Raw genomic sequence first — 16,532 nt, 5'->3', positions numbered from 1 at the left:
GGCTCGTACTGGTGGAGGGTGGCGAGCCTGGTCGAGCACTTCGGCAGCACGTTCGCCCGCCTTGGCCGCAGAATGCGGCTGACAGTGCGAGTCCATCAACACGCCGTTCGTGCAGTTGGGCATGGATGTGCAGGCCAGCTCGAAGTCGGCGAGCCGTGTGAAGGCAACGACGTCAGCGGCGCGGCCACCGCTGCTCGACGCGCTACGGCAACTGCCGCCGCGTGGGCGGGCGGTGCTGGTGCTGCGGTTCTGGGAGGACCAGAGCGTGGAGGCCACGGCGGCGGCGCTGGGGTGCAGCGTCGGCACGGTGAAGAGCCAGACCTCCCGGGGTCTTGGCACCCTGCGCACCATCCTGGCCGACTCCGGCAAGGATCTCGGGGACGACTTCGGACCTGGCAGCACAGGCACGGGAACCGGCTATCTGCGGGCGGAGTGGTGAGCATGAGCGGGAAGGCCGGTGACGGGTTCACGGACCAGACGGACGAGATCGACCCGCAGGTGTACGAGTCCGCGCTCGCGGATGCCCTGAGCGGGCTGGGCTCCGGAGCCGAACCGCCCATGCCCGACCTGGTGCCGGGCGCCGTCGCGCGCGGTGCGCGGATCCGTCGGCGGCGGCGGGTCGGGGCGACGGTAAGTGCCTTCGTCATGGCGGGAGTTGTCGCCCTCGGCGGGCACGCGTTGCTCACGCCCCGGCCGGAGAGCGTGCCCACGCTTCCCGCCGGGCAGCCGTCGGTCTGGTCTCCGTCACTGGAGTTGGTGCGGTCGATCCTCTCCTCCGGGAACGGCACCGGCACGACCGTCTCCGCCGAGCAACCCCGCCAACCCCTCCGCCCCGGGCGGTACTTCAAGATGACCACCGCCGACGGCAGCGTCAACGACCTTTACGTGAGCGTCAGCCGGACCGCCACGGACCCGTCGTACCCCCACCCCACCCGGGCCTGCGCGGACAGCAACGGCCGTGTGCTCGCCTCCCCTTGGAACGGTCTGATCACCCGGTGCTCCCTGACCGAGCACGGTTCGGGCAGCCTGTTGTACTTCTTCGTGGCCGGCAGGTCCATGGCCACCGGTGTCACCTATCTGACCCCGGGCGGATGGACGGTGCAGGTCATCGCGGGCAGCCTCGACGAGGCCGCCACCGGCCGGAGCGGCAGTGGTCCGCGCACCGGTCCGCTCATCCAACTCGCCACCGATTCCCGCATCTTCGACGCCGTGAAGGAGAGCGGCGGCGGCTGAACCGGCACCTCACCGGCTGAGTGAAACACCTCTTGTCCACAACACCCTGATCAACCCTGAAGGAGTGCATGGCATGAGCATGCCCAAATTCGGCACGCCCGGAATACGTGCGTCCGCCCTGGCCCTCGCCCTCGGACTGCTCCCCCTCCTCGCCGCCTGCGCTGGCGGATCCGACAGCAAGTCGGCCTCCGGTGCAGGGAGTTCGTCGTCGAGCGCGGGCACGACGACAGTCAACGGCGCCACCCAACTCACCGTCCCGGACGGCGTGGACGACGCGACGAAGAAGGAGTACATCCAGGAGAACGCCATCGCGGTCTGCATGAAGAAGCAGGGCTTCACCTACACCCCGCACGTGCGGACCTCGACCACGGCCGACACGTTCACCGCGGTCGACGGGGAGGACTACGCGCGGGCGAAGCAGTTCCGGCAGAAGTACGGCTTCGGGTACTACGCCGGTGCCGTCTACCCGAACGACTCCAACATCCCGTTCAGCAAGGCCGCGGCAGCCAAGCGGACCGCACCCCAGGACCAGGACGAGGACGGTCTGACCGACGCGCAGAAGAAGGCGTACGACATCGCGCTGACCGGTCCCCCGGCCAAGACCAAGGCAGAGGAGAAGATCGCCGGGTGCACGGAGACGGGGCGGGCCGCGGCGCACGGACCGGCGCTCAGCGCGGCGGCCGAGAAGAACGCGGAGAAGGCCCGCGACGACCAGAACCACGCCAACGGCCTCGCGCTCAACGGTGACGCCCAACTCGTCCAGCTCGCACAGCAGTTCGCGAGCTGCCTGACCGCTCAGGGCATCTCGGTCAGCACCACCCAGCCGACCGGCATGGTCTCCATGGTCCGCCTCGACATCTCCCGCCAACTGCCGGAGAACTTCATGTCGTTGAGCAAGGACGAAGCGCTGCCGCTCCTCAACAAGGACATCGGCATCGCCCTCAAGGACCTGGAGTGCGGCAAGAAGTTCCGCGCCGCCTACTTCCCCAAGGAGAAGGCCAAGCCCTACTACGGAGAGAACGGATGAGCCGCCCGCAGCAGGACGCGACCAGCCGAATCGGCAGCGGTCGTAGGCGACTTGGGGTCGTTGTCTCGGCGGTCGTGCTGGTCGGGGCGGGTGGGTGGTTCGCCGGTACGCAGGTGCAGTCGCCCGCCGACGCCGCCGCCTCGCACCAGGCGCCGAAGGCCGGCCCCGTGACGGTCTCCGTCGTACGGCAGTCGCTCACGGCGAGTGTGGTGGCGACCGGGTCGGTCGAGTTCGCCTCGCCGCGCCCCTTGTCGCTGGCCGGGCCGGTCGGCAGCGGGGCGTCCGCCGGTGCGGACGGCGAGGGTGCCGAGCAGCGGGTCACCAAGGCGCCGGTGGCCGGTACGAAGATCAAGGAGGGCGACGTCCTGATGACGGTCAACGGCCGTCCGGTGTTCGCGCTCGGCGGTTCCGTACCGATGTACCGCGCACTGGGGCCCGGCACTTCGGGCGACGACGTGACGCAGCTTCAGAAGGCTTTGAAGCGGCTCGGGTTCGATCCTGGCGGCACCGGCGGGACGTACGGACAGGGGACCGCCACCGCCGTCGCCGACTGGTACAAGAGCAAGGGGTACGACGCCCAGGAGCCGAGCCCCACCGATCAACAGCAGCTCGGCTCGCTCGAACAGGCCGTCTCCGCCGCGCAGGAGGCGCTCCTCACCACCAACAGCGGTGCCGGTACGGCCAGTTCCAGTGAGACCGGGTCGTCCGGCACCCCCGCCCCTCAGTCCAGCACGGACAAGCAGGTCCACGAGATCCAGGTCAAGTCGGCCCAGAAGGCACTGGACTTGGCGAACGGCGCGCTCAGCAGCTTCAAGGCCACCTACGGTACGAAGGTCCCGGCCGGCGAGGTCGTCTTCCTGCCGAAGCTGCCCGCGCGGCTGGACAAGGTGAGCGTGAAGACGGGCGACACCCCGTCCGCCCAGATCGGCACGGTGACCAGCTCCGACGTGGTGGTGCAGGCGGCCGTCCCCGGCACCGACGCCCAGCTCCTGCGGCACGGCATGACCGCCGAACTGACCACGGCGGACGGCAAGTCGGCGCAGGGCACGGTGGACGTCGTGGCGGACGGTTCCGATTCCTCGGCGGCCGCGGACTCCGCCGCTACGGCCCCCTCCCCCACCGACGACACGGACTCCGCCGCCGACTCCACCGCCGCCGTCCAGGTGCGGATCACCGTCCCGGAACCCGGACCGCTCGCCGGTGAGGCCGAGGCCGCCGTGAAGGTGACCATCAAGGTCGGCGCCTCCGACGGCAAGGTGCTGACCGTGCCGATGGCCGCGATCCACACCTCGGCCGACGGACGGGCCCGGGTCAAGGTCGAGCGCGGCGACGCCGTGACCGACGTCCATGTCACCGTCGGGCTCTCCGCCGCCGGGATCGTCGAAGTCAAGCCGGACGGGGGCACGTTGGAGGCGGGCGAGAAGGTGGTGGTGGGCGAGTGATCCCCGGGCCCGAACTCGAACTCGACTCCGCCGTCCCCGGCACCGCGATCGACACGGTCATCCAACTCACCGGCGTGGAGCGGACGTTCCCCTCCGACCCGCCCGTACACGCCCTGCGCGACGTGCACTTGACCGTACGGCGTGGCGAACACCTGGCCATCGTCGGGCCGTCCGGATCGGGGAAGTCGACGCTGCTCAACACGCTCGGACTGCTGGACCGGCCCACGGCGGGGTCGTATCTGCTGGACGGCGTGGAGACCACCGGGCTCGGCGACCTCGAACGAACCTCCTTGCGCGGGAGCCGGATCGGGTTCGTGTTCCAGTCCTTCCACCTGTTGCCGTACCGGACGGTCGACGAGAACGTGATGCTGGCCGAGGCGTATCGCAGGCCGCGGCCCGGACGGGGACGGGGTGGGCGGCTCGCGCGGGCCCATCAGGCCCTGGAACAAGTGGGGTTGGGGCACCGGGTGGGTTTCCGGCCCGACCGGCTGTCCGGCGGTGAGCGGCAACGGGTCGCCATCGCACGGGCGTTGCTCAGCGACCCGGCGCTGCTGCTCTGCGACGAGCCGACCGGCAACCTCGACACCGAGAACACCCTCTCCGTACTGGAACTCTTCGACGACCTGTGCGCCCAGGGCATGACCCTGGTCGTGATCACGCATGACGACGCGGTCAGCCGCCGGGCGGGGCGGCGGGTCCGTATCACCGACGGGCGCCTGGCCGAGGAGGTCAAGTGAGCGTCGTAGAGAGGGAGATGGAGGCTACGGCGCGGGTCGAGCGGCCCTGGATGGATCCCCGGGATCTGTGGACGGAGGCCCTCGCGGGGGTTCTCGCGCGGCCGGTGCGGTCCGCGCTGACCACGCTCGGCACGGTCCTCGGGATCACCACGCTCGTCATCACCATCGGGGTGGCGTCCACCGCGGGCAACCAGATCGTCGGCCGGTTCGACGCGCTCACCGCGACCTCGGTGACCGTGACCGTCCCGGAACCGCTGCCCGGTGCGGAGGACGCCGGGCCGTTGGTGCCGTGGTCGGGGACCGATGCCGTGGCGCGGCTGGCCGGGGTGGAGTCGGTGGCGGCGCTCGCCGACTCCGACGCGACCGACAGCGTGCTCGTGCGGGCCAACGACGTGACCGCGCCCGGCGACCTGTCCGGCCAGACCCTCGCCGTGGTCGCCGCCTCGGCGGGGCTGCCCGCGGCCGTGCACGGGCGGATGACCGCGGGACGGTTCTACGACGCCGGGGACATCGCCCGGCGCGACCACGTCGTCGTACTCGGCGACCAGGCGGCCCAACTCCTCGGTATCAAGCGGGTGGAGGACGCGCCGGCGGTCTTCTTCCGTGGGCAGTCGTACACCGTCATCGGCATCCTCGGCGGGATCCGCCGCGAGGCGCGGCTGTCCACCGCGGTGCTGGTGCCGCCCACCACCGCGGCCGACCGGATCGGGCTGCGGAACGTCACCCGCGTGCTGGTCAACACCGCGCTGGGGGCGGCCAAGCAGGTCGCGCGGCAAGCGCCGATCGCGTTGGCGCCCGGGCACCAGGACTCGCTCGCCGTCGTGGCACCGCCCGACCTCTCCAAGGCCCGCGCCGGCGTCCAGAACGACGCCAACAGCCTCTTCCTCGTCCTCGGCCTCGTCTCCCTCGTGGTCGGCGCGATCGGCATCGCCAATGTGACGCTGGTGACGGTGATGGAACGGGTCGGCGAGATCGGGCTACGGCGCTCCCTGGGCGCGTCACGGCGCCAGGTGGCCGGACAGTTCCTGCTGGAGTCGACAACCATCGGGCTGCTGGGGGGAGTTGTGGGCGCGGCCCTGGGCATCGCGGTCGTGGTGTGCGTCGCCGTGTTCAAGGAGTGGACGCCGGTGCTGGATCTGCGGCTCGCGCTGGGGGCGCCGCTCGCCGGTGCGCTCGTCGGGCTCCTCGCGGGGCTGTATCCGTCCCTGCGGGCGGCTCGGATGGAGCCGGTGGACGCCCTCCGCGCGCCGTCGTAGAAACACGGCCGTAGAAACACGGCCGTAGAAACACGGCCGTAGAAACACGGCCGTAGAAACACGACGGAGACAAGGGCGACCGCCTGACTTACACTCCTCGGGCCCGATTCGGGGGGAGTTCGGGGAGTTCCGGGAGGGAGAGGCCCATGTCCTCGATCACGACGCCGAGTGCGGAGAACTCCGCGACGCGGCTGGAGTTCTGGCGCGACATCGTCAGCCGGAACTTCGTGCCCCTGGAGATCGTGCCGCGCGAAGGGCCCGATTTCCACGCCCAGTTGAGGATCGCACGGGTCGGCCCGGTACAGGTGTCCGTCGTGACGACGCCCGCGCACACGGCCCGCACCCGGCGGTCGGCCGGATCGGCCGGAGCCGACGCGTCCGACCACGTCAAGGTCAGTCTCCAGCTGACCGGCCACTGCGTCCTCACCCAGGGGGACCATCAAGCCGAGCTGAAACCAGGCGAGTTGGCGGTCTACGACACCCGCAGGCCGTACATCCTCGACACCGACCGCCCCGGCCGCAGCCTGGCCCTGATGTTCCCCCGGGCCATGCTGCGGCTGCCGGAACGCGAGTTGGCGCGCGTGACGGCGATCCCGGTGTCGTGCCGGGACGGTCTCGGCACGGTGGTGCGCCCCTTCCTGTACGGACTGGCGCGCCAGGTCGACGAGTTGGAGTCGCTCGGCACACCCCGGCTCGCGGAGAACGTGGCCGACCTGGTCGGCACCCTCCTCGCGGAACACACAGGCGCCGACCGGACACCGGCACCGGACCACGACGGCCGCCACGCACTCACCCAGCGGATCCTGACTTACATGGAACAGCGGCTCCACGACCCGGAGTTGGACCCGGACCGGATCGCGGCCGTCCACCACATATCCCGCCGCTACCTCTACAAACTCCTCGCCGAGCACGGGTACACCGTCTCCGGCTGGATCCGCGAACACCGACTCGCCCACTGCCGCCGGGACCTCGCCGACCCGGCCCTGTCCCACCTCCCGGTCGGCGCCATCGGCAGCCGCTGGGGCTTCCCCGGCCCGGCCCACTTCAGCCACGCCTTCAAGACGGCGTACGGCATCAGCCCGAGCGAGGCCCGCACGGCGCGCTAGCCGGCCGACCGTGCTCAGACCGGCAACTCCCCGTGCACCGCGACGAAAGCCCGGCCGAGCGCCGGGCGGCACCCTTCCGGCATGGAGACCCTTCAGAGCACCGGCATGGAAGACCCACAGAAGTCCTACGACCACATCGTGGTGGGCGCCGGTTCCGCCGGCTGTGTCATCGCGCGCCGGCTGGTGGACGCGGGCCGCAGCGTCCTGCTGATCGAGGCCGGCGGCCCCGACGACAACCCGGCCATCCACGACCCGGGCCGCATGTGGGAGCTGTGGACCTCCCCCGAGGACTACGCCTACCTCACCGAACCCCAGCAACACGCCGACGGCACAAGGGTGTTCTGGCCGCGCGGCAAGGTGCTCGGCGGGACCAGCGCCATCAACGCCATGATCCACGTCCGCGGCCACCGCTCGGACTACGACGACTGGGCCGGCCGGTACGGGGCCACCGGCTGGTCGTACGACGAGGTCCTGCCGTACTTCAAGCGCTCCGAGGACTTCGAGGACGGCCCCTCGGAGTACCACGGTTCGGGCGGGCCGCTGCCGGTCACCCGCAACCACTCCCCCAACCCGGTCTCGCTCGCCTTCGTGGAGGCGTGCGAGCAGTACGGGATCCCGTACAACGACGACTGCAACGGCGAGGAGATCCTCGGCGTGAACCTGCTCCACCTCAACATCCGCGACGGCAGGCGGGTCAGCGCCTGGACGGCGTTCATCCAACCCGTGCTGGACAGCCCGCTGTTGACCGTGCTGACGGGTGCGCCGGTCGCCCGGGTGCTCGTCGAGGGCGGACGCGCCCGCGGGGTCGAGGTCGTCGAGGACGGTCACCTCACCGCCGTACGGTGCGCGGGCGATGTCGTCCTGTCCTGCGGCACCGTCGGCTCCGCCCAGCTCCTGCTGCTCAGCGGGATCGGACCGGCCGACGAACTACGGGCGCTGGGCGTCGAGTTGGTGGCCGATCTGCCGGGGGTCGGGTCCAACCTGCACGATCACGCGCTCGCGCCGGTGGTGTACGAGTCGGCCCGGCCGGTGCCGCCGGGCACGTCCAACAAGATCGAGGCCCAGTACTTCGCGAAGACCGATCCCGCGCTGGCCGCCCCCGACCTCCAGCCGGTGATGTCCCACGTGCCGCTGCCCGTCGTGGGCCAGGACGTACCGGAGGAAGGGCACGGCTACAGCATCGCGCCGGGCACGATCCGGACGCTCAGCCGGGGCCGGTTGTGGCTGCGCTCCGCCGACCCGGCCGAGGCACCCGCGCTCGACCCCCGCTACTTCGAGGAGCCGTACGACCTGCGGGCGATGGTGACGGCGGTCAAGCAAGCGCGGGAGATCGGGGAGCAGAAGGCGCTCGGCGAATGGCGGGCCCGGGAGGTCGCGCCCGGACCCGGGGTGGTCACGGACGACGAGATCGCCGCGTACGTCAAACGCAACCTGGCCAGTTATCACCACCAGGTCGGGACGTGCCGCATGGGCACCGGCTCCGACGCGGTCGTGGATCCCCTCCTCCGGGTGCACGGGGTGCCGGGGCTGCGGGTCGCGGACGCGTCGGTCATGCCGGCCGTCCCGTCGGGCAACACGCACGCGCCGACCGTGATGATCGGCGAGCGGTGTGCCGAGTTCCTGACTGGCTGAGGCTCGGCTGAGGCTCGCCCGGTGCTCAACCCACCTTCACGGACAGCTCTGTTGAACCCTTCAGCGGCAGGGTCACGGAGCGGAAGCCGTTGGCCGGGTCGCGGATGTAGTCGAGGTAGTCGGGTTCGGCGTTGTCGTTCATCACGAAGGCGCCGACGCGGAGTTGGGGCGCGATGACCTCCATCACCTGGCGGGCCAGCGTCGGGCCCCCGTCGCTGATCGGCCAGCCGTCGATGAGCGCGAAGTCGACGGGGCCGCCGAGGTCACGCAGGGTCTCCCGGGCATCGCCCACGCGCAGGTCGACGTACTCGGCCAACTTGGCCTCGGTGAGGTTGTGTTGGGCGGTGGCCGCCTTCTCCGGGACGATCTCGGAGCCGATCACCGTGCCGCCGCCGTTGTCGCGCACGGCGGCGGCGAAGTAGATCGTGGAGACACCGACGGACGTGGCGAACTCGACGACCCTCGTCGCGGCGATCGCGCGGCAGAGCAGGTAGATGAGGTCGCCCTGTTCGGGGTGGATCGAGAAGCCGATGTCGGCGTACGCGTGCGGATCACGGGTCTCGGCACCGCCGCGCGGGCCTCCGCCCGCGGGGCGCCGGCTTTCGGCCCGCAGTCGGTCCAGTACGGCCGTGATCTGCGGGTCCTGTAGGGGGCTGGTGGAATTCTGCGCGGGCATCATCACTCCAGTTGTTGTATCGCCGATACGTTCCAGGCCTATCACGATATATCGATTGCTGTCGACGGCTCCCGTTGCGAGTCACCCGGAGCCGGGGTGAGGTGGGCGAGAGAAGGGGGGCAACACGGGCAATACAGGCGACACAGAAGGAGTCCGTCGTGGTCGACCGGCGCAGGTTCATCGTGGGGTCCGGTGCCGTCGGCACCCTGGCCGTGCTCGGCACGACGGCCGCGTGCACGTCACAGGCCGAGGGCGAGGCCGTGAGCGAGACGGCACCGGCCTCCGGCCACGTCCGGAGCGCCACCGCGATCACCAAGGTCTACGGCGACGGCCAGAAGCTCATCGCCGTGGCGGTCGAGTACGACACCGACGTCACCGGTTCGGCCCTGTCGACCTCCACGTTCAAGGTCACCGGCCGCACCGTCACCAAGGTCTACGCGAACCGCGAGCCTGACCTCGCCGCACACGGCAGGGACGGCCGCTACGTCATCGTCGAAATGTCGCCGACCGACAAGGCGGCGGCCCTGTGGGTGACCCAGCAGGGTTCCGGAAACGCGTCCAGTTCCTCACCCAGCGCATCTCCTACGGGCTCTTCGTCCCCTACGACTTCCTCGTCTCCTACGGCCTCTTCGTCCCCTACGGCCTCTTCGTCGTCCGGCTCCGGTCAGGCCCCCGGCGGAGGCGGCCCGAAGGTCGGCGACAGCACCCCCGGCGGAACCATCGTCGCGGCGAAGGCCACCCTCACCCAGACCGGCACCGTCACCACCACCGGCGGCACCCGCTACCCCGCGAACAGCACGAAGCTGACGACGGACGCGGTGAAGAACCTGATCGTGGACGACTTCCGGCAGTTCACCTTCACCGACCCGGCGACCAAGCAGACCCTGAAGTACAACCTGTTCATCCCCAAGGGCTACGACCACGACCACGACAAGAAGTACCCGCTGGTCCTGTTCATGCATGACGCGAGCGTCGTGAACGTGGCGACGGAGGGCCCCCTGGTCCAGGGCCTCGGCGCGGTGTGCTGGGCGAGCCCGGAGGACCAGGCCCGGCACGAGGCCTTCGTGCTCGCGCCCGAGTACGACTCCGTCGTGATCGACGACACCTACAAGCCGTCGCCGCTCTTCGACGCCACGGCCCACCTCGTCCAGGCGCTCACGAAGAAGTACGACCTCGACGAGAAACGGCTCTACGCCACCGGGCAGTCGATGGGGGCGATGATGACGCTCGGCCTGAACATCAAGTACCCCGATCTCTTCGGGGCGTCGTTCGTCGTCGCCGGGCAGTGGCCGGCGGACCAGGCGAAGCCGTTGGCGAAAAAGAAACTCTGGATCGTCGTCTCCCAGGACGACGACAAGTCCTACTCCGGCGAGAACGCCATCACCAAGGTCGTCAAGGAACAGGGGACGGCCGTAGGCACGGCGGTCTGGAACGGCCGGTCGACGGCCGCCCAGTTCGCCGCCGACGTGCGGAGCCTCAAAGCCCAGAAAGCGCCGGTCAACTACGCCTCCTTCAAGACCGGCACGGTCGTACCGGCCGGGTCGACGACCAGTGCGCACATGGCCACCTGGCAGATCGCCTACACGATCCCCGGCATCCGGGAGTGGGTCATGGACCAGTCCCTCTGAGTTTGCTCTGAATTCGGCTCGTTCTCGCCGTCGAATTTCCGCCGTGATAAAACGGGGGAATAAAGGTCAACAATTCAGACCCAATGCGTCGCGTTATCTAAGATTGCACGACGCGAATAACCCGCACCACCAGGAAACTTCTGCGTAACCTGTGAAAATGGGTCTCCTTTCTCCTTTCGCTTCACAGATTGAGGCAGGACAGTGGCGGCGCAGCAGCCCTGACAACCTCGATCGAAGGAGCTCACCTTCATGGACAGGCGTAGGTTCATGGCCGGTACCGCGACCGCGACGGCCGGAGCCCTGGCGGTGTTCGGCGGCGCGAGCCCCAGTTCCGCCGCCGAGGCGGGCGGGACGGGCTCGGACGGAGACCATGTGAAGGGCGCCACCGCCATCACGCAGGTCTTCGGAGCCGGGCAGAAGCTCGTCGCGGTGGCGGTCGAGTACGACCGGGAGATCGACGGCGGGACGCTGTCGACGTCGACGTTCACGGTCACCGACCGCACGGTGACCAAGGTCTACACGAACCGCACCGCCGACCTCGCGCAGCGGTCGCGGAACGGCCGCTACGTCATCGTCGAGCTGTCGCCGGACGACACGGCGGCGGCCCTGTGGGTGACGGGCCAGGGCTCCGGCACCGGCACCCCGCCCACCGGCGGGTCGGGCGACTCCGGCGGCGGGGTGGGGGCGGGCGGTCCGAAGGTGGGCGACACCACGCCCGGCGGAACGATCGTCGCCGCGAAGGCCACGCTCACCCAGGCCGGCACGGTCACCACGACCCGCGGCACCCAGTACGCCGCGAGCACCACGGCGCTGACCACAGACGCGGTCAAGAACCTGATCGTGGACGACTTCCAGCAGTTCACCTTCGACGACCCCGCGACCGGCCAGACCCTCAAGTACAACCTGTTCGTCCCCAAGCACTACAACCCGCGCAAGAGCTACCCGCTGGTGCTGTTCATGCACGACGCGAGTGTGGTCAACGTCGCGACCGAGGGTCCGCTGGTGCAGGGCCTGGGCGCGGTGTGCTGGGCGAGCCCGGAGGACCAGGCCCGGCACGAGGCCTTCGTGCTCGCGCCCGAGTACGGCTCCGTCGTGATCGACGACGACTACCTGCCGTCGACGCTGTTCGACGCCACCGCCAACCTCGTCGAGTCCGTCACGGGGCAGTACAGCATCGACCCGAACCGCCGCTACACGACCGGTCAGTCGATGGGCGCGATGATGTCCCTCGGCCTGAACATCAAGTACCCCGACCTGTTCGCGGCGGCGTTCATCGTCGCCGGGCAGTGGCCGGAGGCCCAGGCGGTACCCCTCGCGAAGAAGAACCTCTGGATCCTCGTCTCGGCCGACGACACCAAGGCCTACCCGGGCGAGCAGGCCATCACCGAGGTCATCCAGGAACAGGGCACGCAGGTCAGCACCGCGCTGTGGGACGGGCAGTCCACCGCCGCCGAGTTCGCGGCGGACGTGCGGAGCATGAAGGCCCAGCGGACCCCGGTGAACTTCGCCGCGTTCGAGACCGCCACGACCGTACCGACCGGCTCGACCACCAGCGCGCACATGGGTACCTGGCAGATCGCGTACACGATCCCCGGCATCCGGGACTGGATCATGCGGCAGTCGCTGTAAGGGTTGCTCGGCCACGGGGGCGGGTCCTGGCCGCGGCACTCGGCGGCATAGAGTGCTGCGGCAGATCCGACAGAACCGGCGGAACCGGCCGGCCGTGGAGGTAGATCGCGATGGAGAACCCGCCGCAGCTCACCGTGGGACGGCTGTTCTCCTCGTGGCAGGCGGACGTCCCCGCGCTGCTGGTCGTCGTGCTCCTCGGCGGCCTGTACGGCTGGGGCGTCCTGCGCCTGAGGCGGCGCGGCGAGGCGTGGCCGGTGGCGCGGACCGTCGCGTTCGCGCTGCTGGGCCTCGGCACGCTCGTGGTCGCGACGATGTCCGCGCTGGCCGTGTACGACCGCGTGCTGTTCTGGCCGGCCGCCGTCCAGAACGTCCTCCTCGACCTGATCGCCCCGCTCGGCCTGGCCCTCGGCGATCCGCTACGGCTGGCCCTGCGCGCCCTGCCCGAACGCGCCGCCGCGCGAGCGCGGGGAGCGCTGACGGGTCGCCTCGTACGGCTGCTCACGTTCCCCCTGGTCAGTACGGCCCTCGTCCTCGCGACGGAGCTGACGATCTACTTCACGCCGTACTTCGAGACCGCCCTGGCCGACAACTGGCTGCACCAGCTGATGTATCTCCAACTGCTGCTCGCCGGGAGCCTGTTCGTGCTGCCGGTGCTCACCCGGGAGGAGGCGCTGCCCGCCTGGTGCACGCATCCGGTGCGGGCGGGGCTGGTGTTCGTCGACGGGATCATCGACGCGGTACCGGGCATCGTGGTGATGACCCACGGCACGCTGATCGCCGGCGCCTGGTACCTGAACCACTCCCCCTCCTGGGCCCCCGCCGTCCAGCACGACCAGCAGCTCGGCGGCGGCGCGATGATCAGCATCGCCGAACTGGTCGCCCTCCCCTTCCTCCTCGCGATCCTGGTCCAGTGGGCCCGCACCGAACGCGCCGAGACGGTCGCGCTGGACCGGCGTCTGGACACGGAACTGGAAGTGGTCCGGGCGACGCCGGCGGAGGCGGCAGCGGGGGCTGGAACGGGGACTTCTACTGAAGGGCCCGATCTCGTACGCCCCTGGTGGGAGACCGAGAACAGCGAGGTCGCGCAGCGCATCCGGGGACAGCGGTAGGCGTTCCTCACACCGCGTCCAGGGCGTCCAACTCCCTTATGAGCCGGGCCCCTTCACGCGTCATGATCTCCGGGTCTCGCAGGGCGTTGGAGAGCAGGGACATGCCCTGGTAGGCGGCGACGAGGGTCAGGGCGAGCCCCTCGGGGTCGGCCGCGCCGAGCTGCCGGTACTGCTGCTCCACCCAGTCCACCAACCGCCGTATGACCTGGCCCGCGGCGAGATCGAGGCCGCCCTCGTAGCGCTTGTCCAGCTCTGCGGCGAGGGTGCCCATGGGGCAGCCGTGGCGGGCCGCCATGTCGCGCTGGTCGACCCAGCTGCCGATGAGGGCCTTGAGGCGTTCGCGCGGGTCGGGGAGCTGGTCGAGCCGGGCGGTCAGCGTCTCCAGGGAGCCCGTGTGCTCGGAGAGGGCCGCCTCGATCAGCTCGTCCTTGGTCTTGAAGTAGTAGTAGACGTTGCCCGTCGGGACGTCGGCGGCGCGGGCGATGTCGGCGATGGTCGTGCGCTCCACGCCCTGCTCGTGCAGGACCCGGGCGGTGGCGGTCGTCAGACGCTGCCGCTTGCCGACGGCGGCGGACCGGGCGGGCCGGGAATCCTCTGAGTCAGTCATCTGACTAACTATAGACAACCGACGGGTCGGTCGTGTTAGCTTCTTCTCGACGGAGTTAGTCAGCCAACTAACTCATCCATGACGGGGGTAGCGACATGATCGTGGTGACGGGCGCGACGGGGAACGTGGGGCGGACGCTGGTGCGGACGCTCACGGAGGACCAGGTCCAGGTGACGGGCGTGGCCCGGCACATCAGCGGGCCGCGCACGGTGTCCGCCGACCTGGCCGAACCGGACGGTCTGCGGGACGTGTTCGAAGGGGCGGAGGCACTGTTCCTGCTGGTGGCGGGCGAGCGGCCGTACGACGTTCTGGACGCGGCCAAGTCCGCCGGTGTCCGCAAGGTGGTGCTGCTGTCCTCGCAGGGGGCCGGCACCCGTCCGGAGGCGTACGCGCATCCGCGCCGATTCGAGGCGGCCGTACGGGAATCGGGACTCGACTGGACGATCCTGCGCTCGGGCGGGCTGGACAGCAACGCGTTCGCGTGGGCCGAGTCGATCCGCGCGCGGCGCACGGCGGCGGCGCCCTTCGGTGATGTGGGCCTGCCGTTCGTGGACCCCGACGACGTGGCCGCGGTCGCTGCCGCCGTGCTGCTCACCGACGCGGACACGGCCACGCACACGACCACGCACACAGGCGTGACCTACACCCTCACCGGCCCCGCGCCGACGACACCCCGCGCGCGGGCGGCGGCGATAGCGACCGCGCTCGGCGAGCCGGTGACGTTCACGGAGCAGACCCGCGCGGAGGCCCATGAGGTGATGGCCCGGTTCATGCCGCTGCCCGTGGTCGAGGGCACGTTGGCGCTGCTCGGCGAACCGACCGAGGAGGAGCGGCGCGTGAGTCCCGACGTGGAGCGGGTGCTGGGACGGGCGCCGGTCGCCTTCGCGGCCTGGGCCGAGCGCAACGCGGTGGCGTTCCGGTGACCGCCGGCGTCCACTCGACCCGCGTCCTCGACTCGGCCATGTCCTACCGGGAGTCGGGCACCGGGACACCGATCGTGTTCCTGCACGGCAACCCGACCTCGTCGTACCTGTGGCGGAACGTCATGCCGGGCGTCGGTACCGGACGGCTGCTGGCGCCCGACCTCATCGGCATGGGCGACTCGGGCAAGCCGGAGATCGCGTACTCGTTCGCCGACCATGCCCGGTACCTGGACGCCTGGTTCGACGCGCTCGGGCTGGCGGACGTGGTGCTGGTCGGGCACGACTGGGGCGGCGCCCTGGCCTTCGACTGGGCCGCGCGCCATCCCGGCCGGGTGCGGGGCATCGCGTTCACCGAGACCATCGTCAAGCCGATGACCTGGGAGGAGTTCCCCGAGGGCGGCCGGGAGCTGTTCCGGGCGATCAGGACGGAGGGCGTGGGCGAGGCCATGATCCTCGACCAGAACGCCTTCATCGAACAGGCCCTGCCCGCCGCCTCCGTGACCCCGCTCACCCCGGCCGACCTCGCCGCCTACCGCAAGCCGTACCCGACCCGGGAGAGCCGACGCCCCCTCCTGCGCTGGCCGCGCTCGATGCCACTGGGCGGCGAACCCGCCGACGTCGTGACCAGGATCGACGCCTACGACAAGTGGCTGAGGTCCAGCCCGGACGTACCCAAGCTGCTGCTCACGTTCACACCCGGGCCGGGGACGATGATGACCTCGGACATCGTCGCCTGGTGCGCGGCCAACATCGCCGCCCTGGAGACCGAGCACTCGGACGCCGTCGCCGGCCACCACACACCGGAGGACCAGCCCGAGTTGATCGCGGCGGCGATATCGGCGTGGGTGGAGCGGCTCGGCCCGCACCGCTGATCCACGGCCCGTGGACCCCGTCTCCCTCACGGTCACCGCCGCCCTCACGATCCCGCCGCCCTCACGGATCCGCGCTCACCGCACGATCCGCACCTGCCGCTCCACACTCACCTGGTCCACGTCCGACGTCCTGACCGTGACCTTCATCGTCCAGGTCCCGGCGATCGGCAGGTTGAGGGTGTTGGTGCCCCAATAGCCGCCCTCGTCCTTGACGGCGGCGTCGAGGGGGCCGATCTTCTGGGCCGGGAGGGTGAAGGAGAGGCGGAGTTCGGGGACGGTGGCGAAGCCGCCGTCGGGGCCGTAGACGACCGCCTCGACCGAGTTCTCGCCGACGCGTCCGGGGTCGAGGGTGATCTGTACCTTGCCGGCCGCGTTGCCGACGGCGAAGGGGACGATGGTGACGGAGGCCGCCGGTATGTCGGCCGGTGTCGCCGTCCGCTGCGCGTCCGCCGCGGCTCGGCCGGGGAGGGTGTTGGTCAGGAGGGTGGTGATCACCAACACGACGACGCCGACGGCGACTTCGAACAGCACCGAGCGGCGGAGGCCGCGGCGGTGGCGGTCCTGGGGACCGTCATCCCGGTTTCGGGGACCGCCGATCCCGTCCTGGGAGCCGTCACCGGTAGTCGAGACACCCTCGCCCTTACCTCCCGAAGAC

General features: G+C 70.4%; 15 protein-coding genes and 1 pseudogene. 13 read left to right on the top strand and 3 right to left on the bottom strand.

All coding sequences use genetic code 11. The annotated features are described in order from the left end of the window. The first annotated feature begins 121 nt into the window (after positions 1-121). The 8 genes from ACNFOC_RS36035 (at position 122) to ACNFOC_RS36000 (ending at position 8,433) form a co-directional block, all read left to right on the top strand. Positions 122-439 (top strand): sigma factor-like helix-turn-helix DNA-binding protein, encoded by a 318-nt coding sequence (locus tag ACNFOC_RS36035; RefSeq protein ID WP_416963244.1) that lies wholly within the window; start codon positions 122-124, stop codon positions 437-439. Positions 440-441: 2 nt separating this feature from the next. Next, positions 442-1,233 (top strand): hypothetical protein, encoded by a 792-nt coding sequence (locus ACNFOC_RS36030; RefSeq protein WP_416963243.1) that lies wholly within the window; start codon positions 442-444, stop codon positions 1,231-1,233. 73 nt (positions 1,234-1,306) lie between these two features. Beyond that, positions 1,307-2,260 (top strand): hypothetical protein, encoded by a 954-nt coding sequence (locus ACNFOC_RS36025; protein WP_416963242.1) that lies wholly within the window; start codon positions 1,307-1,309, stop codon positions 2,258-2,260. Continuing rightward, complete coding sequence (locus ACNFOC_RS36020; RefSeq protein ID WP_416963241.1) at positions 2,257-3,702, top strand: peptidoglycan-binding protein; 1,446 nt, start codon at positions 2,257-2,259, stop codon at positions 3,700-3,702. The genes ACNFOC_RS36025 and ACNFOC_RS36020 overlap by 4 nt, the downstream gene beginning before the upstream one ends. Next, positions 3,699-4,439, top strand: coding sequence for an ABC transporter ATP-binding protein (locus tag ACNFOC_RS36015; protein ID WP_416963240.1), 741 nt, complete (start codon positions 3,699-3,701; stop codon positions 4,437-4,439). The genes ACNFOC_RS36020 and ACNFOC_RS36015 overlap by 4 nt, the downstream gene beginning before the upstream one ends. Then, positions 4,436-5,695 carry an ABC transporter permease gene (locus tag ACNFOC_RS36010; protein ID WP_416963239.1) on the top strand — a complete coding sequence of 420 codons (1,260 nt, stop codon included), beginning with the start codon at positions 4,436-4,438 and terminating at the stop codon, positions 5,693-5,695. Before ACNFOC_RS36015 ends, ACNFOC_RS36010 begins: the two co-directional genes overlap by 4 nt. Positions 5,696-5,841: 146 nt before the next feature. Continuing rightward, positions 5,842-6,801, top strand: a complete 960-nt coding sequence (locus ACNFOC_RS36005; RefSeq protein ID WP_416963238.1) for an AraC-like ligand-binding domain-containing protein — start codon at positions 5,842-5,844, stop codon at positions 6,799-6,801. An 81-nt stretch (positions 6,802-6,882) separates the two neighbouring features. After that, a complete protein-coding gene (locus ACNFOC_RS36000; protein ID WP_416963237.1) occupies positions 6,883-8,433 on the top strand; it encodes a GMC family oxidoreductase in 1,551 nt (516 codons plus the stop codon). Positions 8,434-8,458: 25 nt separating this feature from the next. Here the strand turns inward: ACNFOC_RS36000 and ACNFOC_RS35995 are convergent, their stop codons facing one another. After that, positions 8,459-9,109, bottom strand: coding sequence for an O-methyltransferase (locus ACNFOC_RS35995; RefSeq protein WP_416963236.1), 651 nt, complete (start codon positions 9,107-9,109; stop codon positions 8,459-8,461). Positions 9,110-9,267: 158 nt separating this feature from the next. Between ACNFOC_RS35995 and ACNFOC_RS35990 the strand changes: the two genes are divergently transcribed. From ACNFOC_RS35990 to ACNFOC_RS35980, 3 genes are all read left to right on the top strand, one after another. Continuing rightward, the gene (locus tag ACNFOC_RS35990) at positions 9,268-10,737 is read left to right on the top strand and encodes an alpha/beta hydrolase-fold protein (protein ID WP_416963235.1); all 1,470 of its coding nucleotides are present in this window, start codon (positions 9,268-9,270) and stop codon (positions 10,735-10,737) included. Positions 10,738-10,986: 249 nt separating this feature from the next. Next, positions 10,987-12,366, top strand: coding sequence for an alpha/beta hydrolase-fold protein (locus ACNFOC_RS35985; RefSeq protein ID WP_416963234.1), 1,380 nt, complete (start codon positions 10,987-10,989; stop codon positions 12,364-12,366). Positions 12,367-12,476: 110 nt separating this feature from the next. Then, positions 12,477-13,475: a cytochrome c oxidase assembly protein gene (locus ACNFOC_RS35980; RefSeq protein WP_416963233.1), complete on the top strand. Its 999-nt coding sequence runs from the start codon at positions 12,477-12,479 to the stop codon at positions 13,473-13,475. 7 nt (positions 13,476-13,482) lie between these two features. Here ACNFOC_RS35980 and ACNFOC_RS35975 read toward each other — a convergent pair whose 3' ends face one another. Beyond that, positions 13,483-14,082 carry a TetR/AcrR family transcriptional regulator gene (locus ACNFOC_RS35975; protein ID WP_416963232.1) on the bottom strand — a complete coding sequence of 200 codons (600 nt, stop codon included), beginning with the start codon at positions 14,080-14,082 and terminating at the stop codon, positions 13,483-13,485. A gap of 95 nt (positions 14,083-14,177) precedes the next feature. On the opposite strand from ACNFOC_RS35975, the gene ACNFOC_RS35970 reads away from it, so the two are divergent. Both ACNFOC_RS35970 and ACNFOC_RS35965 read left to right on the top strand, forming a co-directional pair. Next, positions 14,178-15,005 carry an SDR family oxidoreductase gene (locus ACNFOC_RS35970; protein ID WP_416963231.1) on the top strand — a complete coding sequence of 276 codons (828 nt, stop codon included), beginning with the start codon at positions 14,178-14,180 and terminating at the stop codon, positions 15,003-15,005. Further along, positions 15,002-15,877 (top strand): haloalkane dehalogenase, encoded by an 876-nt coding sequence (locus tag ACNFOC_RS35965; protein WP_416963230.1) that lies wholly within the window; start codon positions 15,002-15,004, stop codon positions 15,875-15,877. Before ACNFOC_RS35970 ends, ACNFOC_RS35965 begins: the two co-directional genes overlap by 4 nt. Positions 15,878-15,952: 75 nt before the next feature. On the opposite strand, the pseudogene ACNFOC_RS35960 reads toward ACNFOC_RS35965, so the two are convergent. Next, positions 15,953-16,532, bottom strand: a pseudogene (locus tag ACNFOC_RS35960) (transporter); the annotation flags it as partial.

It is taken from the genome of Streptomyces colwelliae, from assembly GCF_048158785.1.
Taxonomy (GTDB): domain Bacteria; phylum Actinomycetota; class Actinomycetes; order Streptomycetales; family Streptomycetaceae; genus Streptomyces.
Note: the sequence above shows the minus strand (reverse complement) of the source record. Positions and strands in the feature narration are given on the sequence as shown.

Bases quoted from the DNA above. Each gene is read 5' to 3' on its own strand.
- ACNFOC_RS36030 (WP_416963243.1), top strand. From the start codon at position 442: ATGAGCGGGAAGGCCGGTGACGGGTTCACGGACCAGACGGACGAGATC.
- ACNFOC_RS36035 (WP_416963244.1), top strand. From the start codon at position 122: ATGGATGTGCAGGCCAGCTCGAAGTCGGCGAGCCGTGTGAAGGCAACG.
- ACNFOC_RS35975 (WP_416963232.1), bottom strand. From the start codon at position 14,082: ATGACTGACTCAGAGGATTCCCGGCCCGCCCGGTCCGCCGCCGTCGGC.
- ACNFOC_RS35985 (WP_416963234.1), top strand. From the start codon at position 10,987: ATGGACAGGCGTAGGTTCATGGCCGGTACCGCGACCGCGACGGCCGGA.
- ACNFOC_RS35995 (WP_416963236.1), bottom strand. From the start codon at position 9,109: ATGCCCGCGCAGAATTCCACCAGCCCCCTACAGGACCCGCAGATCACG.
- ACNFOC_RS35980 (WP_416963233.1), top strand. From the start codon at position 12,477: ATGGAGAACCCGCCGCAGCTCACCGTGGGACGGCTGTTCTCCTCGTGG.
- ACNFOC_RS36025 (WP_416963242.1), top strand. From the start codon at position 1,307: ATGAGCATGCCCAAATTCGGCACGCCCGGAATACGTGCGTCCGCCCTG.
- ACNFOC_RS36005 (WP_416963238.1), top strand. From the start codon at position 5,842: ATGTCCTCGATCACGACGCCGAGTGCGGAGAACTCCGCGACGCGGCTG.
- ACNFOC_RS36020 (WP_416963241.1), top strand. From the start codon at position 2,257: ATGAGCCGCCCGCAGCAGGACGCGACCAGCCGAATCGGCAGCGGTCGT.
- ACNFOC_RS36000 (WP_416963237.1), top strand. From the start codon at position 6,883: ATGGAGACCCTTCAGAGCACCGGCATGGAAGACCCACAGAAGTCCTAC.
- ACNFOC_RS35970 (WP_416963231.1), top strand. From the start codon at position 14,178: ATGATCGTGGTGACGGGCGCGACGGGGAACGTGGGGCGGACGCTGGTG.